The organism is Treponema primitia, assembly GCF_046533075.1.
Lineage (GTDB): Bacteria > Spirochaetota > Spirochaetia > Treponematales > Breznakiellaceae > Termitinema > Termitinema primitia_B.
This window is the reverse complement of sequence record NZ_JAJQRB010000025.1, coordinates 21,659-43,917: the sequence shown is the minus strand read 5'-3', so window position 1 is coordinate 43,917 and position 22,259 is coordinate 21,659. Positions and strand designations below refer to the sequence as shown.

22 protein-coding genes are annotated in these 22,259 nt (G+C 46.1%); 12 read left to right on the top strand and 10 right to left on the bottom strand.

What is annotated here, in order from left to right; translation table 11 throughout:
• The first annotated feature begins 22 nt into the window (after positions 1-22).
• Together LQZ19_RS05120 and LQZ19_RS05115 are read left to right on the top strand one after the other, a co-directional pair.
• Complete coding sequence (locus tag LQZ19_RS05120) at positions 23-505, top strand: hypothetical protein (RefSeq protein ID WP_411046583.1); 483 nt, start codon at positions 23-25, stop codon at positions 503-505.
• A 25-nt stretch (positions 506-530) separates the two neighbouring features.
• Entirely contained in the window at positions 531-920 is a 390-nt protein-coding gene (locus LQZ19_RS05115) for a hypothetical protein (protein WP_411046582.1), read from the top strand.
• On the opposite strand, the gene LQZ19_RS05110 is transcribed toward LQZ19_RS05115, so the two are convergent.
• Complete coding sequence (locus LQZ19_RS05110; protein WP_411046581.1) at positions 892-2,646, bottom strand: hypothetical protein; 1,755 nt, start codon at positions 2,644-2,646, stop codon at positions 892-894. The genes LQZ19_RS05115 and LQZ19_RS05110 overlap by 29 nt on opposite strands.
• A 110-nt stretch (positions 2,647-2,756) precedes the next feature.
• On the opposite strand from LQZ19_RS05110, the gene LQZ19_RS05105 reads away from it, so the two are divergent.
• Positions 2,757-4,262: a hypothetical protein gene (locus LQZ19_RS05105; protein ID WP_411046580.1), complete on the top strand. Its 1,506-nt coding sequence runs from the start codon at positions 2,757-2,759 to the stop codon at positions 4,260-4,262.
• 136 nt (positions 4,263-4,398) lie between these two features.
• Here the strand turns inward: LQZ19_RS05105 and LQZ19_RS05100 are convergent, their stop codons facing one another.
• The 3 genes from LQZ19_RS05100 to LQZ19_RS05090 are packed head-to-tail and all read right to left on the bottom strand — an operon-like array spanning position 4,399 to position 7,720.
• Positions 4,399-4,698 (bottom strand): hypothetical protein, encoded by a 300-nt coding sequence (locus LQZ19_RS05100; protein ID WP_411046579.1) that lies wholly within the window; start codon positions 4,696-4,698, stop codon positions 4,399-4,401.
• On the bottom strand, positions 4,695-6,533 hold the full coding sequence (locus LQZ19_RS05095; RefSeq protein WP_411046578.1) for an SWIM zinc finger family protein: 1,839 nt from the start codon (positions 6,531-6,533) through the stop codon (positions 4,695-4,697). Before LQZ19_RS05095 ends, LQZ19_RS05100 begins: the two co-directional genes overlap by 4 nt.
• Positions 6,509-7,720 (bottom strand): VWA domain-containing protein, encoded by a 1,212-nt coding sequence (locus LQZ19_RS05090; RefSeq protein ID WP_411046577.1) that lies wholly within the window; start codon positions 7,718-7,720, stop codon positions 6,509-6,511. The genes LQZ19_RS05095 and LQZ19_RS05090 overlap by 25 nt, the downstream gene beginning before the upstream one ends.
• 349 nt (positions 7,721-8,069) lie before the next feature.
• Here LQZ19_RS05090 and LQZ19_RS05085 point away from each other — a divergent pair, with 349 nt between their 5' ends.
• The 3 genes from LQZ19_RS05085 (at position 8,070) to LQZ19_RS05075 (ending at position 11,116) form a co-directional block, all read left to right on the top strand.
• Positions 8,070-9,587 (top strand): hypothetical protein, encoded by a 1,518-nt coding sequence (locus tag LQZ19_RS05085; RefSeq protein WP_411046576.1) that lies wholly within the window; start codon positions 8,070-8,072, stop codon positions 9,585-9,587.
• Positions 9,588-9,626: 39 nt separating this feature from the next.
• Positions 9,627-10,820 carry a PD-(D/E)XK nuclease family protein gene (locus tag LQZ19_RS05080; RefSeq protein WP_411046575.1) on the top strand — a complete coding sequence of 398 codons (1,194 nt, stop codon included), beginning with the start codon at positions 9,627-9,629 and terminating at the stop codon, positions 10,818-10,820.
• A 71-nt stretch (positions 10,821-10,891) separates the two neighbouring features.
• Positions 10,892-11,116 carry a hypothetical protein gene (locus LQZ19_RS05075; protein ID WP_411046574.1) on the top strand — a complete coding sequence of 75 codons (225 nt, stop codon included), beginning with the start codon at positions 10,892-10,894 and terminating at the stop codon, positions 11,114-11,116.
• Between the two features lie 51 nt (positions 11,117-11,167).
• Here LQZ19_RS05075 and LQZ19_RS05070 read toward each other — a convergent pair whose 3' ends face one another.
• Both LQZ19_RS05070 and LQZ19_RS05065 read right to left on the bottom strand, forming a co-directional pair.
• Positions 11,168-13,927: a DUF5682 family protein gene (locus tag LQZ19_RS05070; RefSeq protein ID WP_411046573.1), complete on the bottom strand. Its 2,760-nt coding sequence runs from the start codon at positions 13,925-13,927 to the stop codon at positions 11,168-11,170.
• Positions 13,888-15,003: an ATP-binding protein gene (locus LQZ19_RS05065; RefSeq protein ID WP_411046572.1), complete on the bottom strand. Its 1,116-nt coding sequence runs from the start codon at positions 15,001-15,003 to the stop codon at positions 13,888-13,890. The genes LQZ19_RS05070 and LQZ19_RS05065 overlap by 40 nt, the downstream gene beginning before the upstream one ends.
• A gap of 415 nt (positions 15,004-15,418) precedes the next feature.
• Here LQZ19_RS05065 and LQZ19_RS05060 point away from each other — a divergent pair, with 415 nt between their 5' ends.
• The 6 genes from LQZ19_RS05060 (at position 15,419) to LQZ19_RS05035 (ending at position 19,077) form a co-directional block, all read left to right on the top strand.
• The gene (locus LQZ19_RS05060; protein ID WP_411046571.1) at positions 15,419-16,324 is read left to right on the top strand and encodes a CsgG/HfaB family protein; all 906 of its coding nucleotides are present in this window, start codon (positions 15,419-15,421) and stop codon (positions 16,322-16,324) included.
• Between the two features lie 239 nt (positions 16,325-16,563).
• Entirely contained in the window at positions 16,564-16,734 is a 171-nt protein-coding gene (locus LQZ19_RS05055) for a hypothetical protein (RefSeq protein ID WP_411046570.1), read from the top strand.
• Positions 16,735-16,953: 219 nt separating this feature from the next.
• Positions 16,954-17,112 (top strand): hypothetical protein, encoded by a 159-nt coding sequence (locus tag LQZ19_RS05050; RefSeq protein WP_411046569.1) that lies wholly within the window; start codon positions 16,954-16,956, stop codon positions 17,110-17,112.
• Positions 17,100-17,357: a hypothetical protein gene (locus LQZ19_RS05045; protein WP_411046568.1), complete on the top strand. Its 258-nt coding sequence runs from the start codon at positions 17,100-17,102 to the stop codon at positions 17,355-17,357. The genes LQZ19_RS05050 and LQZ19_RS05045 overlap by 13 nt, the downstream gene beginning before the upstream one ends.
• Positions 17,358-17,472: 115 nt before the next feature.
• On the top strand, positions 17,473-18,069 hold the full coding sequence (locus tag LQZ19_RS05040) for a hypothetical protein (RefSeq protein ID WP_411046567.1): 597 nt from the start codon (positions 17,473-17,475) through the stop codon (positions 18,067-18,069).
• 3 nt (positions 18,070-18,072) lie between these two features.
• Entirely contained in the window at positions 18,073-19,077 is a 1,005-nt protein-coding gene (locus LQZ19_RS05035; protein ID WP_411046566.1) for an RNA ligase (ATP), read from the top strand.
• Between the two features lie 105 nt (positions 19,078-19,182).
• Here the strand turns inward: LQZ19_RS05035 and LQZ19_RS05030 are convergent, their stop codons facing one another.
• From LQZ19_RS05030 to LQZ19_RS05015, 4 genes are read right to left on the bottom strand one after another with little or no spacing between them, the layout of a single operon-like run.
• Positions 19,183-19,875: an amino acid ABC transporter permease gene (locus LQZ19_RS05030; protein ID WP_411046565.1), complete on the bottom strand. Its 693-nt coding sequence runs from the start codon at positions 19,873-19,875 to the stop codon at positions 19,183-19,185.
• Positions 19,872-20,636: an amino acid ABC transporter permease gene (locus LQZ19_RS05025; protein ID WP_411046564.1), complete on the bottom strand. Its 765-nt coding sequence runs from the start codon at positions 20,634-20,636 to the stop codon at positions 19,872-19,874. Before LQZ19_RS05025 ends, LQZ19_RS05030 begins: the two co-directional genes overlap by 4 nt.
• A gap of 5 nt (positions 20,637-20,641) precedes the next feature.
• A complete protein-coding gene (locus tag LQZ19_RS05020; protein ID WP_411046563.1) occupies positions 20,642-21,430 on the bottom strand; it encodes a transporter substrate-binding domain-containing protein in 789 nt (262 codons plus the stop codon).
• A gap of 21 nt (positions 21,431-21,451) precedes the next feature.
• A complete protein-coding gene (locus tag LQZ19_RS05015) occupies positions 21,452-22,174 on the bottom strand; it encodes an amino acid ABC transporter ATP-binding protein (protein WP_411046562.1) in 723 nt (240 codons plus the stop codon).
• Positions 22,175-22,259 lie beyond the last annotated feature (85 nt).

Genomic DNA, 22,259 nt, shown 5'->3' with positions numbered 1-22,259 from the left:
TCCCTCGCCAAAGGATAATATAATGAAGAAGCGTTTTATATCTCCCAAGGGGCTTGTCGTGTACATAGAGACCGGGGCAGCAGAGGCCGCCATCGGTACAGGGCAGCTGGGCGGCGAATTGCAGGTAGAAAAAAACTACGATTTTGAAACGGCGGAAGAATGCCGCGAAGGTATTGAAAAGCTAATTGCAGAAAGAACCTGGCCGGGTTGGCGTTTGGTATTGGATCTGGACGATCCTACGGAAGAAGAAAGGCGCCTAAGAGTTGAAATTGAGGCGGGCCTTCATCAGGGAGAGCCTGATCAAATCAAAAGCGCTATACGGGAAACGCTGGCTTTTGATACCGGCATCGGCGGATATTTCCGGGAGTATGTTATCGGTATAGGTATGTTCATCGCGGAAAAATCGCAGGATCAGGCTCTGATGGTGTACAATGAAAGCTCAACTGCTCTTTCAAGCGATAAGTCCTCGAGCTTTCGCGGCTATCAAAATCGCCAAAAAAATTAAAGAAGGGTATGCGGAACAGGAAAAATTGTTTATCGATCTTGATGAAGGAATGCAGCTTTTTCAAGATAAAAAGCTGGACGAAGATTGCAAAGGACCGCAATCAGGCGATCCCGGGAAAATAAAAATTCTTCAGGCGGCATTGGATGAACTTGACAAGCGGGATTCCCTTGCAATCACTTACGGCGTTCATATTTTTATTCAGTATATAGAAATCGCCATAGGGTACGCAACGAATTGGCTCATAAAAATTAACTTCGATAATATAAAAAGATTTTTATATTCCGTACCAAAATTCAAAACAGAAAATGCAGACATCCTGGATGGTATTACGGTTCGCTATGCGGAAGGCTTTTTTATTGCCCTGCTTGCAAAAAAGATGCGCTGGGTTAATGCTTCTTTGCATTCCACAGAATAAACAGCCTCTGCGCGCTCTCGGAAGCATCCTTCTTGAATTTGGGCAGCCTTTTCTCAAGTTCCGCGCGTACCTCGTCCTCCCGGTCAAGGAGTATCTCTTCGAGTACCTTGAACACCCGCTTTGACTTTGCTCCAAAGAGGATGAGCGCGTCCATGCCGCCAAGCCCGCTGCCGGGCGAAAAGACAGTCTTTGCCCAGTTGCCAAAGTCGTCGGCCCGCAGGCGGCTTTCGGGTTTTGATCCAAGGTCAGCAAGGTGGGTTTCAATATATGTGCGGGTTTCGTTAGGGTGGGCTGCGGTGTATTCACGGACCACCTCGGCGGGGAATTCCCATGCCTCCCAGTCTTCCATATCCTTTAAGCGGCCTTTCGTATTAAAGGAATTATGAAAATCTTCAGCGTTAAAATGTCTTCCGGCAATAAAGGCTCTGGCAGTTTGGGAAGGAGTCGCCCAGTCTCTGCGGAGTTCAATGATCAAACGGATCAGGTTACTTTTATAGTCATAATCGGGTGATGCTTCCCGGGCAAATTTTTCCGTAAAGTACGCCTCTATTTGCGGAATTCCCAGATCGTAGAGGACGGCGAAGGGGGCAATATCTTCGGGGTCGAGGGTACCTTTATTAACCTTGATAAGGGTGTCCCAATTTTCTATCAACTCTTTAACTAAAGCTATAGCATCTTCATCGCCGTTATCAAGTTTGATGGAAAGAAGATAAAATGAATATGCAAACAATCTTTTGGGAATAAGCGGGACTTCATCTTTCGATGTCTTTCCGTCAAACTGTGAATAAAAAGCGCGGTGTACCGTGTCAAAGAGGGGCCGGTTTTCTGCATAAAGGGCCTTGAAATGTTTTGCAAGAAACTGCCGGTCAGGGGGAGTAATGTAGGGAATGTCCTTGGCTTTTATTTTTCCCGCATAGCCAAAAAGATAGAGCAGCTCAAACCATTCATCGGGAAGGCTGATCTTTTTTCCTGTTTCCCACAGTTTTTCTTTTGTACAAAATGTATCTTCATTGTTCATTAACGAACCAACCCAGCCTGAGACCCCCCACTTATAACCCATGTAGTAGAAAAGACGGCGGCGTAGTTTTTCCAGGCCCGGAGAGCAAGAGCCGGTGATAAGACAGGCAAGCCGGGCGTTTTGCCAGGGAGTTTCATCTTCAATAGATTGAAGGGCCTCTATTTCATCGAATTGTTTGGTGACGAACTCTTCGATAAAAGGGATAAAGTTTTTATATTTCTCACTTTCCGCGGCCAGGGCTTCCGCAGCCATGACGATGATGAGACCGTAAAGGGGGTTTTGGGACAGCTTTGACTTTCCCTTCGCCGACAGGTTGGCTTCCAAAAAGGCGCGGGACTCCTCGGGATAATATTTGAAAAGACGGCGGGCGATATTCCAGGAACCGATATGCTGATTTCCGACGCCTTTAAAAATTTTCTCGAAGGAAACACCCAATGATTGCTGCACCCTGATACCTGCATCGTTGTAGGGAATGTTTTCTTCTTCCATTGATAGCGCCACCGCCTGGAGTATGCGCAGAGCCAGCGCATCGTGCGGACCGCCGAGTCCAGCTTCCGATATTTCGGGGAAATGGCTATACTTATATGTAATACCCTTGGGCCAGGGACCTTTCCCGTTGATATAGGCCTCGAACTCTTTTTCTTTTTTGGGTTTAAAATAAACATCGGCAAGCTGCTGAAAGTCGTGGAGCAGGTTTTGTTCGGTCATAAAGTTTCCTTATCCGCAAGCTGCCTAATTATAAAGAATATGTATCATTGAGGCAAGTATTGTCGTTTATAGCATATTCTACTATAATTTTTCTAACCGGGGGTAAGATTATGAAAAATTCCAGCGACCGAAAGCGGGACGAGGAAATGCTCAAGGCGGGTTATGATGATTATGAAGACTTCCGTTACGATGAGGCCCAAGCCTGCGCCGATGAGCTGGTAAAAAACAGCCCCGAATTTTCAGGCGGCTGGGACCTCCTCGGGCTCTGTTACAAGAATCTCGCCGAAGAGAACTCCTTTGAAAAAGGGCCGGAAGCGTTGGCCGAAACCCGCGCCATTTTTGACAAGGCGATAGAGGCTTTTAAAAAGGCGCTGGTCCTTGAGCCGGCCCGGGAACAAAGTTGGATCAATCTTGGCAGAATGTATGATCAGTACATCCTTACCAATTATGATGAAAAGACAGAAGGATTTACAAGCGAAAAGATTGACGGAGTAAAAGCGCAGGAATGTTATATGAAGGCCCTGGAGCTGAACCGCTGTGAAGAAAATTATCTTGCGGCGCTGGAAGGCCAATGGAGCAAAGAGCAGCGCTCTATCCTTGAAGATTGGTGTATCCATGATACTTTCAATCCCCTTCCTTTAACTTTGCTTTCCCGCCATTATTATGAAGAAAAGGACACGGTCAATTCCGAAAAGTATATAAAAAAATCGCTTTCTCTTAAAGAAACCGGCGAGGCCTTTTTTCACCTCTGCGATCTTTATCTGGATACCGATCGTCTTGATGAATGTGAGAAGCTCATAAATAAAATTGATCCGAAAAAACGGCGGGACCTGTATGGGGATGACAGGGATCATGGACAGATGAGCAGGAATGAATACTACGCTTTGAAAAGTTATTTAAAACAAGAGCTGGGAAAAGTGAAAAAAACCAAGGTTCCGAAAATAAAAATTAAAAATATCAAGCGTACCAAACTACAGGAGGCTCTGGAAGCTGACTTTGAAAAGAAAGCGGCCGGCCTTAAGGAGATTAATCCCGATTTGCTTAAAATAATCACCGTTAAGCCAAAGGAGATACTTTCGGGGCTTTCCAAACTTGATGAAAACGAGATAGCTGCCTATTTCAAAGAGGGTCTTGAAAGCAGTCTGGAATTTCTTGATCTGGTCGAAGCCTACGATGCCCTGTATTTTACCTGGGATTACAACGCCATGGAAACCACCGGCGCCGGAATAAAGAAATATCACCTTGAAGACAGGGAGAATCCGTTTCAGGCTTTAGGGGAACCCGAATATGCGCCTGACGAAGAGAATAACGGCTTTGGTACCGTTGCCGATGTCCTTGATTCCTGGGTTCCCGGCACAAACGAAGACGACGATGATGATGAGGACGATGAAAATGAAGGGCTTTGTGATTTATACAGGGAGAACAAGCATAAAATCCCCTTGAACTTGCGCGGCGAATATAGAGCTCTTGGGAACTTGTACGGCGGCCTTTTTACGGCAAAACTGAACCAGCTGGTAAGTCTTGCCTATGGGCTTATCACCGCGCCCAAGCCGGGATATTTATTGTTCGGCATACGTAATAAACCGGAGTCGATAGTATTACTGGCAGCCCCGTAATCGTATCGCTTATTTAGCTTTCTTGGCGTTCCGCCGGGCTCATCGCCTTTATCGGAAGGGCCCGGATTCATTATAACATAGTCACAGTATTCTGCCAATTACTATTTTAGTATTTCTGAAAAACAAGTATCGTTTTTTACTGCATATTCCCCAAGATGTTTTTGTTGTAAAAGTCCAGGGCGCAGAGGAGATTCAAAGCTTGCTCGTTTTTTTCACTGCGGGAAACTTCGTTGGAAGTACCGGCGCGGTAGTCTCTGAGGGAAGCGGCGAATTGGTTTATCAGCGCCGCACCCCTTTCCATACCCAGTTCCTTTGCCGTCCCTTCAAGGAGGGTGAGTTTTTCAAGAATTTCCGGGTGAACGTTTTTCAGTCCCGAAAAACAAATATCTGCGAGCAGGGTCTCAAGTTCACGGCAAAGCTTTCCCAGGGCGTTCATGGCTGCGCCTCCGGAGCGCCAGTTTCGGAAAGGTCCGTCTTGGGAGGGTCGGAAAAGTAGAAATTTTCTACCCCCGCGCAGGTGATCATGCTGAGGGGGATAAATCCCTGCGGGCTGGTTTCGCCGATAAAGCAGCGGCGGGTAAAATTTATTTTTGCCAAAACCTCTATATATTTTATGGCGCCCTTGTTGATGGCAGAATAGCTGATAAAGGAAGGAAGTTCATCACCATCAGAATTGATCGTAAAGGTCAGCTTTTGGTTTACCCTGTCATATTCACAGTCACTGATGCTCTCGGCGATTGCAAAACGGTATTTGCGTCCTGAGCTCTTTTCAAAGTAATCATACGCGGGTATTTCTTCGATTGCCACATCCGCAGCAACGCTGTCTTTTATCTCGTTAATTTTTTCCATGGTGGTCTTCCCCTGGGAAGAATAGTGGGTTCCCCTGGAAGAAGAAAGTCTCCCTTCATCATTGAGCTTAAAGTTCCGCAGGGTAAAAGCGCTTCGGGAAATGGTTTGAAGGGAAAAGCCTGCGTCCCAATGATCGCCGCGTGTCATCATCGATTTAAGGCCGTGAAAATTTGTTTTGCCCTGTGTTCCCTCATAAAAATCCGCCATGCTCACCGTATAAGTTCTAAAGACATTTTTTTCATTATGAAAAACGAGGACCGTAACCCCTGCATAACCGGAGCGGGTCTGCCAGGGATGGGCGCCGAGGCCGGTAAAATGTCCCAGGGGCAGAGTCCGGTACACGCTGCGGCTCTTTTCGATAAGAGCTGTTCGGCGTTCGGTATCCTCGGGGCGGGCGAGGATCAGGGAAATGGTGGTGTAGATACGGGAAAGGGTGGAAAAGGTCCGCACAGGATCAAAGGCGGCGTTTTTTGCCCCCATGTTTTCCATATCCGTGGCGGCGCTCCTGAAAAGCCGGGAGAGGTTGCCAATACCGGCGCCGTCGAGTTTGAGCGAAAGCTGCCGGGCCCCCTCAATGTCCGTGTCATCTGCGGACATAAGCCCCTTGTCGATGAGGGACGCTGTATAGACCCGAGCGTTTTCGAGAAGGCTTAGGACCGATACTCCGGTTCCATCAGTATCATTTGTTACTGCGGCGAACTCCGCATCAAGGCCGATAAGCTCTCTATCCCTTTGAAAGGCCAGTATAGCTATGATGCGGTGCAGGCAGAGTTCCCTCTCCCCGCACTTGCAGATCGATGTACTTATACTGTTCTCCCAGGGAAAGTAGACCGTGATGTCAAAGGCTTCGATGTGGGCTGCCAGCATTTCACCGCTTTCCTGCCCACCAGTGAATTCCACTTCAAAGTCTTCACGCAGAAAGTTGAGGGCCGCTTCGTAGTTTTTCTTTCCCCATTCTTTTTTGAGGGTCTCAAGGCTAATCTCTTCCAACTCGGCAAAGCCGGCGGAGCCTGCTGTTCGTTCTGCAGCGTCTGCATTGGTGGATCCTGCTGCTGCCTGTCCTGCGGCATCCGTGCCCGATGAATCGGCAGCGGCTTGCTGCCGCGCAAATTCTTCCGCAGCAAAGAGGGCCATAACGATATGTCGGCAGGTGTTCCCGGCGGGACAGCTGCAACGGCTTTGTGCAATGTTCCTGTCGAGCAGAACCTTGACATCACCAAAGTTTACTGCGAGCCGGCCTTCTGCTGCGAAAAGCGTTACCGGATCGGCCAGGGCTTCGTAGTCCCTGCGGGAACGGTTGTAGACGCCCCTGTTGGTTAGGGTGAGGAGAAAGCCCTCTTCCGCAAAGACCTTGAAAGCGGGGGCAAGGGCGGCGGCTTCCGGACTGGCATTTAAATTCACGAGATCACCTTCCCTATCCATTCGGCGAGGTCTTCCGGGGTAATGGCGGCGACATTGGCGCCCATCTTTGCAAAATGGAGGGCGGCATTCTTGTCATAAACACTGGAGGCTTGATAATCCAAGGCAGGGAGTACAAAGAGTTTTGCCCCCGATTCGATGATGTCCCGGGAACTTTTATACATGAGCCGGTAATCGTTACCGTCGTAAAGATCACTCACCAGGACCACGATGGTTTTCTGCGGGGCAGTGATAAGTTTTTTGGTGTATTCCAAAGCGCCGTTAATGTCGGTCCCGCCGCCAAGCTGGACCTTCATCAGTATTCCTACAGGATCGTCAATATGATCGCTTAGGTCCACGAGGGATGTGTCGAAGATCACCAGCTTTACCGCCAGGAAGGGGAGCTTTGCAAAGATGCTGGCCATCACCGATGAATAGATCACAGAATCCAGCATACTGCCGCTTTCATCCACCAGGATGATGATGTTCCAGGGATTGTAGCGCCGGACATTTTGGGTAAAGTAGAGTTTTTCCGCCACGATAGTTTTATATTCAGCGTTGTAATGTTTTAAGTTTTTTCCGATGGTCCGTTTGAAATCAAAGTTGCGGAAAATTTTATAACCCGTACTTGAGTTGGGAAGCTTCTTCCCCAGAAATGTCCTCCTTACCTGGGTTTCCAGTTTTTTCTGAATATCCCGTATCACTTTTTCTACTATCTGATAGGCCAGGGATTTAACATTTTCGGGGATAATGTGTTTGAAGGTGAGTATGTTTTTGAGGAGATCAAGGTTCGGCTCCATGGTTTTAAGAACCTCGGGGTCGGTGAGAATTTCGGTGAGGTGGTACCGGTCCAGGGCTTCCTTCTGCATGAGCTCCACCGTCCGCCGGGGGAAAAGTTTGCGTATCTTTGCGATCCAACCCGGTATTGTCAGCCGGCTTCCACCATTGCCTCCCCTGCGACCGGCAGCGTCCACCCCCGCCCCTTCTCCGTCGCTTTCACTATCGCCGTCATCATCCCGTATACCCTGACCGGGACCATACTCCCTGCCGTAGAGAAATTCCAGCGCCTCGTTGAGTTCCTGATTTTCGCCGTCCAGGGGCAGGGCGTCTTCGGCAAAATCGCCGAGTATGAGCCGCCAGCGTGCGGCTTGTGATGCGGCCGGATTGTTTACGTTACCCATGGTATTTCGTGACGCCTCATTAATTCTCATTATGACTTATAATACTCAAAAGCAGCAAGGTATGTATCGATAATTTCTCGTAATATTTTTTTAATACTTTATAGCCAGGGCTTGACGATTGTATACTTTTTAATTATCATCATAACGATATACCTTGATTGCAGACATAAAACTTGATGGATCTGTACTTGAAAATCCTGTCTGGCATTATTTGATAGATCGGGAGAGATAAGATTGGGCACAAGTCTATTTTATAAGCTGAAGGTGAGAAAATCAGCCTTGCCAACAGATCAAAGACAAGGATTGATATTGAAGACAGTGACCACCTTAATGACCTTAACAAAGGGCCTTGAATGAAGGGAATTATGGAGGAAAATTTTTGAGTAAAAGTAGAGTAAGCCCTTTTGGATTTCTAGCAGCTGTTGCTATTATAGGCGTTGCCTTCATGGTTGATTTTTTCACAACTTCACCAAGGTATTTAGTGATCATAATTGGAATAATATTGGTGCCAATATGTATTAAAGTACATAAAAATCACATACGAAAAACAAAAATCAATATTTACCAGATGTCTAAAAATAGTAAATTTAAAATAATATATAAGGACATATTTGGGGAAAAGCATGATATTACAGTACTGGCAAAATCTATCGATATTGAAAAAACAAAATTTGGGATGATTGCAAAATTATATGAACTCACTGAAAAAAACCATTTAGTATTAAATAAAAATGTTGATTCGAATATTATATTCGTACCCGTTAGCAATATTAAATCAATGGTATTTATTGACAATGAAAAAATATTTAAAGTAAACAAAAAAAATCAATGTAAATCTATATTGGAAAATAAAGATGATCCTAAAAATAATATAATGATAAACGGAGATTCTTTATCTATGCAGGAAATTGATAAATACATGAAAAAACAATTTCCCGATCTTTCTATTACAGTAAGTGAAAACGAATTTTTAATAGAATCAGGTTCAATTAATGGAAAAGCCAATATATCTGGTGGATTATCTAAATTATTAATTTTTAATAAAAAGGATATAAATGGAGAAGAAGGCTCTTATACATTGAAAGATGCAATTGTATATATAAAAATATTTAAAAAGCAATTGATTTTTAATAAGTATTTATTGATAAAAGAATATATGAAAATTAAGAATCTAAGAACGCTATCAAAAGTTTTTATATTAGGCATATTTATAGATTTTTTTAAAAATCGCATAGAACAGTGTAGAAAATATTACAAATTAATTAATGAGAAAAATGAATATTGTAGTTTTAATATAACATTTAAAGTAAGTAATATTGTAGAACAGAAGTATGCCCAGGTAATTCAGGCCTTTGCGGAAGTTGTTAAATGTGATACTATTTGGTCTACTGCTAAAACAACTGATGTGGATTGGCAAGAGAAGTCATATGCAAAACAGAATTCAGATAATCGAGAAATAGAATCAATAGTTGGTAATATATGGCTTTTCCAAAAAGGCATGATTGGGATAGGTTTCCTTGCTTTATCAGATTGGTATTATTTATTTTATCCTGCCTTTATATTCCTATATATAAAAAATAAAGATGAATATCATATTATTGACTATAAGGATCTCAAAATCGAACATGATGTTTATAATTTTATAGCTGATTATGATAAGGTTCCATCAGATGCAAAAGAAAATATCTATGATTATACTTATACGCATGTAAATAGAGATGACCCTCACTCTCCTGATAGACGATTTGGTAATAATCCAAAACAATCAATGGTTCATTATTATGAATTGGAATATAGTTCTGATATAGGGATAAAGGAAAATATCATATTTAGTAATATGAAAAAAGGCAAGGATTTTTCCAGAAGGATTGAACAATATGCGGAATTATTTAAGTAATTTATTGTCAGTAAAAAAAGAGTAATCAGGAAATAAAACATGGAAAGTCCTTATAAAAACTTATTTATATTATACAATTCTTTATGCACAAAGCAGATACAACAAATATTCAAATTGGTGAATAATATTTCGCCTCAAGCTGAAATAAAAACAGAAATAGATTTATCAATAAATGAAGATTTTAATATCTTTACATCATTTTCTGATTTATACCGTAAAGAAAATTTTCATAGTGAAATATTAACAAAGATACTAGATCCACATACGAATACTATCGGAAACATTGATATACTAAAACGATTTGTTACTTATCTTTGCGTAATAAATAATAAAATTGATATATCTATTTTAAATTTAGATGAGATTGAAAGCATTAAATTAACCTCTGAAGAACCAACCGAAAATGGCAGGATAGATATTTTTATAAAGATTGGTTTAAACTGTATAATTATAGAAAATAAACTTAATAACGCACCAAATATGCCGAATCAACTTGCAAGGTATATCGAATATGCAAAGCAAAAAAACTATAATACAGTTGCCATTGTATATTTACCACTATATTATAAGACCCCGCCATTCAATTACTCAAAAAAATATGAAATATATACTAATGAAATTAAACAAAAATTGGTTATTTTACCGGCAAAAGAATTCTCAGAAAATATTTTAGACACTGTTTCAAAAACAGCAAATAATGAGACGGCAAAAGTTTATATTAATCATTATTCTAACCTGTTAAAACAATTAGGAGGCAATAGTATGACAAATGAAATTGACAAGGAAGTATTGAAAGGCATATTTTCTAATAGAGAAAATTTGACGGCGGCAAAAAATATTTCTGATATTTATGGACGCAGGAAGCTGCTAATCGGTGAAATTATCACTGAAGATATTTGTTCTATTTTATCGTATGAAAAGGTAGATAATTCTCATTATTTGAAGATTTTGACTAATAATATATCAATCGTCTTTGAATCAAATGGTTTATTTTTTTGTGTCTCTTGTAAAAATCAAGATAAAGATAAATATACAGGTGAAATTTATGATATTTTGATTAGGGCGTCAAAATTGCAGTATTTTAAAGTTGGTTCCCATTGGGAATATCCTGAAGGAAATTTTGGTCAGACATTATTATTTTTATTGGATGATTGTAATGAAAGCATAGAAGTAATAAAGACAATCATTACAGATATGCATAATTATATTGAAACAGAATTAAAAAAAATATGAATCAAAAATGACAATTTAAGTATGTTCTGAGAAGTAAGTTTTGCGGAAATTTCAATCTGATCTGTCTTTATATGACAGACCAATCATATTATAGTAGGGCCATAAAAGACAAAAAGAGCCTTCAAAAGGTTGCTTTACCGCGGATTTACTTTATCGATAGGGAGATTGCCTCTGGGAAATACCCAAGCACTGCGTTCCTGGCAAAGGAATATGCAACCAGTATGTCCACCATTTGGGAGGCACAGGTTAAACTGATGATGAATATGGCGAGAATAGGTAAAAAGGTTGATCCGTAATGGAAGTTAGGTTACCCATGTATAGAGCAAGAATGAATGTTGTTATCTGTATTATGTCAACATACCCCACTTGTCCATGGCCGCCGCTGCCAGCTTGTCCAACTGCATGCCCAGGCTCAGTTCTTCCCGGCTGACAATTTCTGCGCGGATAACATCGTTGGCGGAAGCGCCGTAGAGTTTGGCGACCATGCGGCCCAGCCGGTCGGTTTCCGTGGGGAGGAATGAGGTGAAGGCCTGGCGGAAATTGGGGAGCAGGGCGAGGAATTCATCGTCATCCATGCGGGCTATCACCCGGTCGATTTCTTCCAGAATAGCTTGGCCCGCAAAAAGAGCGTCCCGTCCCAGAAGGAAAACACCGCCTATGAAGGAGGCCGCCTCATCCGGGCTGTCTGCGGATGAGACAAGCCGGGCGTTGATACGCCGGGCGAATTCCGCCATGTCGATGCGCCCCTGCTTTTCGAGGATAGCCAAAAGGGCGCCGTAGAAACGGCTGTTGCAGAAGCCCTCGTTCAGAATCGCCTCCACCTGATCTGCTAAAAGCCGGGGGTTGCAGAGAGCGGGTTCCTCAACCGTGAGGGCGTAAAGGGAGCGGAGACTTTCGCAGGTTTTCTGTTCTTCATCGCCGCCTGAGTTACGGCCCGCTTCCATAAGCTCCACCCCTCGGCGGTAACAGCGGGCAATGAGGGGGAGGAGAAAGGCGTCCGCTTCGGACCGGAGCATTATTTCCAGATTCTTGAGGTAGCGGAGACTCCCCAGACAGGAAACGGCGCTGATAAAATTCCCCTCCCGGTCAAGGACCTCGTCTATTTCGTCCCGCCAGGTATCATAAAAACTGTCGAGGCCCATCACCTCCGCTGCGATGAGGAGCTTCCCTGCTTCCGCAGCGGTCATACTGTCCCGGAACTGTCTGGCCGCTATTGTCCCGCAGGCTTCGGCGATGGTGGCGCCGTATACGCTTTGGTCAATCAGGGCGGTCTCCACCTGGGGGCCGAAACGGAAGGTCCAGATCTCCCGGACCAGATTTTTTGAAGCGCCGGTAACATAATCAGGCCCTGAACTGCGTTTGCAAAACCCGGTTTCGAGAAAACTCATCTGATGGAAGAACTGGCTCTTCCGGTAATGGCCGCTCTTCTTCAGAATATCCAGGGTAACTTCCTGATGGAGTATGGTATCGGTCCTGATCCTGAACTCCCGGCAAAGCTCGCGGAAGTTCTGTACCAATGGCGGAACGAGGGCAACGGTTGCGGAAGCGACCTTCCCCGCGCCCAGGCCGGAGAGTATACGCAGCAGGTAATCAAGTTCCGTCGTAACAGTCTGATTAATGTCGCCTTTTACAAAAGCGCTCTGCACCCCGTCGATAAGGTCGTACACCCCCGGCGCTTTTTTCCCCCGAAGGCTCGCAAGTGACTTTGCCATACTAAGGGCGTTCACCTCGTCGGGGATCGACACGGGATTTTTCCCCCGTAAAAAGCGGGCAGTCCTGACGATGAAGTCCAGAGCGGTGTTGTCAAAAACAGTATCACTGCCACCCGTCCCTGCGGTGAACTGTTTCCATATCTCCTGATAGTAAGCGGGAAAGGGCATCCCCGCAGCATACCCCTTTCGGCCATCCATCTCGGCAAAAGTATATGGCATGAGGTAAACCGCCGCGTTGTTTTTGTCGTAGTTCCGCAGATCGGAAGCCGCAGCTCCATTAGCATTGCTGGCAGCGCTGCCTTCCCCGGTGTCCGCGCCCAGAATATCCATCAACCCCGGCACATGAAAAGCCCCGCACACCACTAAAACCTTGGCATACTTTTTCATCGCCCCAGCGATATGCTCCGCCATACAAGTTTCCCGCAACAGGGTTTCCAGCCTGTCCCCTGAGATCTCTGCATTCTCTTCGTTTTCCTCCGTGACCTCCGTGCTTCCCTCCGTGTCCTCTGTGGTTTCTCTTCTGTCTTCTATATTATCTTCGTTTTCCTCTTCGCCTTCGCGATTTTCCCTCTTCTCTTCCCTCCCTTCTTCCTCCGTGACCTCTGTGCTTCCCTCCGTGTCCTCTGTGGTTTCTCTTCTGTCTTCTATATTGTCTGTGTCTTCCTCCGTGTCCTTCGTGGTTATATCTTCTCTTCCATCCTCAATCCCATCATCCTCAGCCATCCGCATAAAACTCGCCATATAAAACATAGCCCGCACAAAAGTCTCAGTCTCCATACCCGCGCCGGGGATCTCATAACACGCTTCCCAGAATTCCGCATAAGTCCTGAACCCCGCCTTTCGGGCAACCATAGCGGAATAGGAATTAACTTCGTATTCGGTATCTTCATTATACCTATAGCGGACGCCGGTCTTTTCCTTTCGGTTTACCAGGAGTGACGCATAGGGCAGATCGATGAAAGTGGCTGGAATCCCCAGGATCGCCGCAGTTTTGATGGCGATGTGTTCCGGGGAATATTCGAGAAAAGGATAATAGGCCCGGTACTTTTCCTGTTCGCCGCTGATTAGCTCTTCCTTATCGTCGTAACTATAGTAGATACAGAAAGGCGGCGCCGATCCGGCATCAGCGATATGGGGAATGAGCCTGTCCGCATCCGAAGGCCCTTCAATAAGGATAATGTCCGGTTTATAGCGACTTATGGTTTTTTGCAGATGCACGGAGCAAGCAGGGGAGTGGTGGCGCACCGGAAAATAGAGGAGAGGTGCGGAAAAATCAAAGGCCCGGCGGTACCGTTCCTCAAGCTCCGCGGCGTTGAAAGCCGGGACAACATGACCGTGCGCGGCCAGATTGTCCTCTATTTGATTACTCTGCGGCTCTCGTAGTATTCCTGCCATATTCCTCCCAGCCGTTCTGCCTTGAGTTTAACCGCGCCTGAAAAATAGTCTTTCAGCTTGGGCAGATCATCCCGGTTTTCCTTCATCACCGCCCCCAAAAGATTTTCCGTCAGATTCGACATGCGTATCTTGCCGTCCCGGTAGTAGTGGGCGTCCAGGGCGGACTGAAAGTAAACCGAGACCGCTTCGGCGGTACTCATCACCGCGTCGAGTTTCTGTATCTTCGCCTTTTCAAAGGAAGCGCCGGAACGCAATTCGTTATAGGTAGTTGAAAGAACCTCCACCACATCATCCTGAATCTGCATTTCCACCCCCGAGGAAACAAAGAGATCCGCACACTGTTCGGAAATGATCCTCCCCTCAAGCTGAACACTCTTGACCGCTTCCACGGTTTCAAAATTGAAACGCCGCTTTAAGGCGCTGGACATTTCATTGATCCCCTTGTCCCGGGTGTTTGCGGTAGCAATGATGTTGAACCCCCCCATGGCAAAGCGCACCCCTTCTGCGCCGAACTCGGGAATATGCAGCACCCGGTCGCTCATGATGCTGATAAGGCTATCCTGTATCTCCAGGGGGCAGCGGGTAATCTCCTCAAAGCGGGTGATAAGCCCCTTTTCCATGCCTATATACACCGGCCCCGGTACCAGTGCTTCCGGCACGGGACCTTTTGCAAGGAGCATGGCGTAATTCCAGGAATACTTGATGCTGTCCTCGCTGGTTCCTGCGGTCCCCTGGATCGTATTGGCGCTGTTCCCGGAAATCCCCGCGGCGAGCAATTCTGAAAGCATGGACTTGGCCGTCCCCGGTTCCCCCACCAGCATGAGCCCCCGGTTTCCCGCCAGGGTCACAATAGCCCGCTCCACCAGAGCATCATCGCCATAGAATTTTTGGATGACCGTCAGCTTTTTTTCGCCCAGGGGGAGGGGCTTATCGGCGCCGAGTATAAAGGCCCGCACCGCACGGGGTGAGAGTACCCAGTTGGCCGGCCTGTCCCCGGAATCGTTGGCCTTGAGAGCTTCCAGTTCTTCCTTGAAGCGGGTTTCCGCCAAGGGCCGTTGGATGTTATTTGAGTCCATGGTCTACTATAAAGAATTTCATGACGAACGTACAAGCCCTTTAAAATTTGTAAAAACAGAGGAGGAGGGGAAGTCTCCCCCCTGCCTCCAGCCCTCTGGGCTTCCGGCACCCCCCTCAGCGGGGGTTCCACCCCCGCAACGCCCCCGCCGGAAGGAGTCACCTTTGTTACGCCCCCAAGGGTGACTGACACCCGACCCTTCGACGATTTCGACCTAGATGATGACTGATTCCCCCTGTTCCGCATGGAGAGTATAGCTATTGCACGCATATTATCATTGGCTGAGGATGTTATACAAAATACGCATAAAAGAAGTTATACGCCATAAAATTTGAGGATTACTTGACAATATTAAAAAAAAGATATAAAGTAAGAAAATTTGTCATGCATGGTGGTACAAAATAATGGAGGATGTTATGAAAAATCAGCGGGTATTTAAACTGGTTGTTTTTTTGGGATTAATCATTTTTTTTGCTTCTTGTGTTTCTTTTTCGGGTAAACAAATTGATACATCTGATTCAAGTGGGACTGAAATGCTTGAAACAGTCACAGTGCAATTCACAGTTTATCACCCATTGCATTTTGTCATATCGGAAAGAAGTATTCTTGAAAAAGCATATAATAAATTATTGGCGGAGGCGAATAAAAAATATCAGGGTGAAATGGATGTTTATAATATTAATGTCAAAGGATCATTTTCCGCATGGAATTTATTGACAGTACCGGCTGGTTCATTTACTGGTTTTCTTATTGGTGGAAATATTCCCCAATCCGAACCAAATGGCTCAATGAGCGTTGGACAGTATATTGGTGCGGCCAGCGGTTTGGTGCTTGGCTCTTTTTTAAGTGGAAGTTTTCAAAAAATTACTGCAACTGGCGACATAGTTGCTCGAGGTGAATATAGAAGGGCTCTACCAACAGCAAATTCAAATAATCGTGGTATTGAGGGTGCTATAAATAGAACCAGTATCAGAATACTAAATGAACTGCCCCGTAATTCTATTGTTGGGGTATTGAATATTTCTTCAAACGATACAACGAATTCTGAATATGTAATTAGTGAACTTGAATATAAATTAGTAGAATCACACAAATTTAGAATGGTTGACAGGCAAACATTGGATATTATACGTTCGGAACAAAATTTTCAGATGTCAGGAGAAGTAAGTGATGAGTCTGCCGTTTCAATTGGTAAAATGCTGGGCGCGAATATTGTGATTACTGGTAGCATCACAGGTAGTGGATCAGCACAGAGACTTACAATAAAAGCTCTTGATATAACAACTGCTGAAATTATTACAATGACAAGAGAACAATTTTAGGGGAAATTGTTAGCAATTATTGTTGCAAGTTTTACGGCACATAACCAGACGGTATTTGGGTGATAGGTACCATACGCGTTTACTTAGGATGAGAATTTTGGCAAGTATGCATTTTTAAGCCCTTCTAACTTATGTTTAATGCCGTAATTCATCGGTCCTTTATGCCTATCTATTCTAAAGTGAACGCGTATGGTGACAGGTACCTTTTTTCGCCCTGAACGCCTTCTTTTGCCCTTATTGTGAAACTTGCCGAAGCTCTGGACATCGAAGCCTATCAGCTTTTTTACGACGAGACGACGGCAAAGGACATAAAACCCTCCCAAATGGAGCATTTAGAGGCAATCAAGTCGGATATTCTTGCAAAAGTGGCCTCTGGAATTGATACCGTTATCATCGAAGCGCAAAAATAGGGTAAAATATACCCAAGTTGCCCTAAAACTTGTAAATTCTAGGCTAAAACCCAAAAATTATGCTCTGATTATAGGGCGTATTTATTGTGTTCCAAGCTAAAGTTTTTTCCTTTATTTGGTAAATTACAGGAAAAAGCACCTTAGTTCAGAGGCAACACAGCGGTGCAGACATCTAATTTCCGTCTTTACTTTAACGGTAAAAAGGGTATAATTTATTCTATGGAATTAGATATTTCGTTCCATGAATCAGCCTTTAAGCATGAAGTTACGGAAGCTGATATTCGATGGGCCTTTAAAACCTTTGTCCTTGAAGAGCCAATCGAAGGTGAGGAGGACAAATATCTGCAAATATTTAGGAGAACACTATGGCAGCTATAATGACCGAAGAAGAAGCGAATGCCCTTGATGAGCTATATACAAAAAAGATCCCTCCCATACGGATAGGTGTTGGAGGTCCTCTGACTCGTCAGCGGGAATTGTTGCGTTCTCTTGACGAAGTGGCCGCAAATTATCTTATTACAAAGGCAGCATCCACTCATAAAACGGTATCACGTCTTATTGGCGAACTGGTACGGGAAAAGATAAACTCCGATATATCGGAACCCGCAATACTGGGGAAATAGAATGGGCATGAGCAACAGTATAAGTGTTTCTATAATCACAGTTGTGGAAACACTTTTTTTAATATTTTTATTGACATCTTAACATCTGTATGGTATGTTTTATCAGGAGCAGGTGATGGAAGCACAGATTCAACATAATTCAGACTTAAACTTTGAAAAGGTTTGGGCCATGTTTCAGGAAACTGATCAAAAATTTAGAGAAAGTGACCGGAAATTTCAGGAAGATATGAAAAAATCGCGGGAAGAAAATGATCGGCAGATCAAGGAAACCCGAAAATTTCTCAGCGAGCTGGGGCAAAAATTGGGCAGTGTTGTTGAACATATGTTTATTCCCAATCTGCATAAAAATTTTCATCAATTCGGCTACACCTTTGGAAAATCTTCGGCGAATGTGCTTATTCAGGATCGCGTTCATCAAATTCATGCCGAAGTTGATGTTTTCCTTGAGAACGGAGACTGTGCAATGGCGGTGGAAATTAAAACCCAGCCCAATAATAATGATATTCGTGATCATGTGGAACGCATGGAAAAATTACGTCAATGGGCGGATCTGCATGATGATAAACGTCAGCTCTACGGCGCTGTTGCAGGGGCCATAATCCCCGATAATGTCCGGGATTATGCTCTCAAACAAGGCTTCTATGTCATTGAGCAGTCGGCCGATACACTTAATATTCTTGCCCCTGATGAAGCCAAGCTCAGGGTATGGTGATCTATGCGTTCATTAGCCAGTGTTCAAAAAGTTGGAACCATTACCCCCATTGCGGATTCGGATTTTCTGGAGCTTGCCCATGTGATGGGCTGGCAGTGTGTTGTAAAGAAGGGCGAATTCAAACCGGGCGATTTGGCTGTGTATTTTGAAGTAGACAGCTTTTTGCCCGAGGACGCTCGTTATGAATTTCTGCGCAAAACATCCTGGCGGGATAACGTTGATAACGGGCAGGGTTTTCGTATCAAAACTATAAAACTGCGCGGTCAATTATCCCAGGGGCTGATCCTTCCGATCGGAGGTTTTCCGGAACTGGCGGGCTGTTCTGTGGGCGCTGATGTCACCGAGGTCCTCAATGTTAAAAAATGGTATATTCCGGAGGTCGCCAATGCTACAGGCGTGATGATCGGAGACAGGCCTTACGGCATACCGGCTTCGGACGAGATACGCATTCAGTCGGCAACGGAGCTGTTGGAAAGCCTCGGCGGAGAACCCTACTACATTACTACAAAAATGGACGGTACCTCCTGCATCGTGTATTATATTGACGGAAAAATCGGCTGCTGCAGCAGAAATCATGAGATCAAGGACGAAGAGACCGCGCTGTATTGGGCGCCGGTGTATCGTTATGGACTAAAAGAAAAGCTTAAAGTCCTCGGCAAAAATGCAGTGCTAACCGGCGAGCTCTGCGGGCCGGGCATACAAAAAAACAAACTACGCCTGCCCCAATATGAATGGTATGTGTTTGATTATAAAGAATGGGACAGCGGCGTTTATGTCTCTTATAAAGAAATGGTAGAAGCATGCGCCGCACTTGGTGTTCCGACCGTGCCGCTTGAGGAAGAGGGGGAACATTTCTCATACACCCTGGAAACGCTCCTGGAAAAAGCGCGTGGCAAATATCCCAGCGGCCTGGACAAAGAGGGGATAGTCGTGCGTCATAAAGAATCGCCGCACCAGGTGTCCTTCAAGGTGCTTAACAACGATGCGCTGCTCAAGGAGAAGGACTAAGAATCCAAACCAGTCGCCTATCTTTTTCTTGACCTTGTCCCCTCGATGATTTCAACACAGATGATGACTGATTTCCCCTATGCTTTTCTTCGCTCAGAGAAAAGCCTACTGTTCCGGGTGCAGGGACAGCCCTTGTTCATTTCTAGCAAGCTTCCGCACAATACAGGAAAGGGAAAAGTTGATGACAAAGTAAACCAAGGCGATAAAGCAGTAGAGCACAAAAATATGGGCGCTGCTCACCACGGTATTTTTGGAAAGCACTCCCATGAGGTTTTTGCTGTTGAAGAAAAATTCCGCAATGGCGAACTGGGCAAAAAAGGAAGTATCCTTAACGGTGGTGATGATCTGGCTCATCAGGGAGGGGACTATGCGCATGAAGCACTGGGGCAGCACGATGTACCTGAGGGCCTGCAGAAAACTGAACCCCTGGGACCGCGCAGCCTCGAACTGCCCTTTGGCGATGGAATTAAGCCCGCCCCGCACAATTTCTGCGATCACCGAGGAAGTGTAGAGAGTCAGGGCCAGACCACCCCGGATAAGGTAGGTGCCGAAAGGCAGCATAAACACGCAGATCAGTATCCACAATAAGAGAGGGGTACTGCGAAACACTTCTATATATATAGAAGCTATCCTGCCAAAAAACCGGCGCCCGTAGTTTCTGCATAGGGCCAGCACAGAGCCTAAGGCAACGCTGGCCGCCACGGTGGCAAGGGAAATGAACAAGGTGGTCCGCAGGCCGATCAGGATATACCGGACATTAGGAGGGGTAAAAATATCCGCAAAAACCTGGGTGTTCATAGCGCCGCCTCCTGGTGCATAGAGTCCGTACTTGCAGCAATTCCGGGTTTAGCCGGAACTGCAGGGCCGATAGGTCCTGTCCCGGTGTCCCGGTTTTTGATTCGCAGCTCATGACGGCGGGCCCAGCTTACCAGGGGGAAGCAGAGGATGAAGTACATTACCCCGGTAATGATATAGGCCGGGCCGTAACTCAGGGTACCGTTAGACGCCCAGGAATCAGCTCGGTACATAAGGTCCCCCCCGGCGACAAGGGCCATCACCGAAGTGTTCTTGATGAGGTTTACCGCCTGGTTTGCCAGGGGGGGCAGCACGATGGTGAGGGTCTGGGGGAGGATGATCCAGCGCATGGCCTGGAGATAGGAAAAGCCCTGGGACTTAGCGGCCTCCATCTGCCCCCTCGCTATGGAGCTAATCCCCGCCCGGACCACCTCGGACACATAAGCCCCGTGGTAGATACCCACACAGAGCATCCCTATGGAGAACACATCCAGGGTGATCCCCACATAGGGCAGGGCGTTATACACAAAAAACACCTGGACCACCAGGGGCGTATTCTGGAAAAATTCCACATACACCCTGGCAATAGCCCGTAGTATTTTTTTGTTGGAAGTAGAAAAAAGGCCAAAAATGATTCCAAGGATCAAGGCTAAGAGCAGGGCCAGGATCGACACCAGCAGGGTGATCCTAAAGCCCTCCAGAAAGCCCGGGAAATCCTTAAATAAACGCCCCCAACGCCACAGGGCAAACGGTCCGCTGCTCACGTTTCCTAGAGATTAAACTGGCTGACCAGGCCGGCAATGGTTCCGTCACTGAGCCACTTTTTAATCAGGCCATCTATATAAGAGGCTAATTCGGTATTGGACTTTTTGCTGACAATACCGTACTCCTGGGGAGAAAAGGCTTCCGGCAGGATCACCGTTTCATTGTCCAGGTAACCGGCCAGGATGGACTTATCCACCGAGAACACATCAACCCGGCCGGAATCCAGGGCTGCCTTGATCTCCGGGTAAGTGGCAAATTCCGAAAAGCTGAAACTTACCCCGATCTTGTCCCCCGCATCCTTAATCGCCACCCGGCTGGTAGCGGACTGGGCAACCCCGATAGTCTTGCCCCCCAGGTCTTTAAGGCCCGAGATACCCGCAGCTTTCTTTACCAGCATACCCACCGCATCGGTGTAGTAAGTGGTAGAAAAGTTGTAGGTCAGCTTCCGTTCCTCAGTAACCGTAAAGGTAGCGAGGATCAGATCCACGTCCCCGTTATCCACCAGGGGGCCCCGGGTCTTGGCTGTTACCGGGGTAAAAGCTACCTTGGAAGAATCACCAAAGATCTCCTGGGCGATACGCTTGGCAAGCTCAATCTCCAAACCCTCATAGAGCCCGGTGGCCGGGTTCTGGAGCCCGAATCCCGGCACATCCGATTTGACCCCCACCCGAAGAACTCCGGCGTTCCTGATCTTGTCCGCCGGACCGCCTTGGGCGGTTTCCTTCTTTTCACAGGAAACCATAAGCCCTGCAATAAACCCCAGAATCAAAGCCGCACATACCATTCTTTTCATAAACTTCATTCTCCTCTCCTTTTAACGCAAAATTTTACTTAAGAACGCACTGGTGCGTTCGTTTTTTGGATGTTCAAAAAAATCCGCCGGTTTCCCTTCCTCAACCAGGACCCCGTTGTCCATAAAGATAATCCGATCCGCCACCTGCCGGGCAAAGCCCATCTCGTGGGTCACCACCACCATGGTGATGGACTCCCGGGAAAGCCGGACGATCACGTCCAGCACCTCCTGAACCATCTCCGGGTCCAGGGCCGAGGTAGGCTCGTCAAAGAGCAGTATCTTCTGCTTGGTCGCCAGGGCCCGGGCAATGGCGATACGCTGCTGCTGCCCCCCGGACAGGGTTGCAGGATAGGCCGCAGCCTTATCCCGGAGCCCCACCACATCCAGGTAGTGGTAGGCGATTTCCTCCGCCTCAGCCTTGCTCTTCTTTTGCAGCTTGATGGGCGCCAGGGTGATGTTCTCCAGGGCAGTCATGTGGGGGTAGAGGTTGAACTGCTGGAACACCATGGCGCAGTAGGATCGCACCAGATGGGTACGGGTGGTCCTCAAAAGGGGTTCCCCATTGAGAAAAACCTCCCCATCGTCAGGATCTTCCAGGGCGTTGATACAGCGGATAAGGGTGCTCTTGCCGGACCCCGAGGGGCCGATGATTACCAGCTTTTCACCTGCCCGGACATGGAGATAGATATCCTTCAGGACCTTCAAATGGCCGAAAGATTTGCAAACCCCCTTTAGTTCGATCATCAAAACCCTCCATAAGCTCCAATCGTGTATAATTATACATAAAGATGAAAATTTATGCAAGACGGTGGATTGGCATACAGCAGGG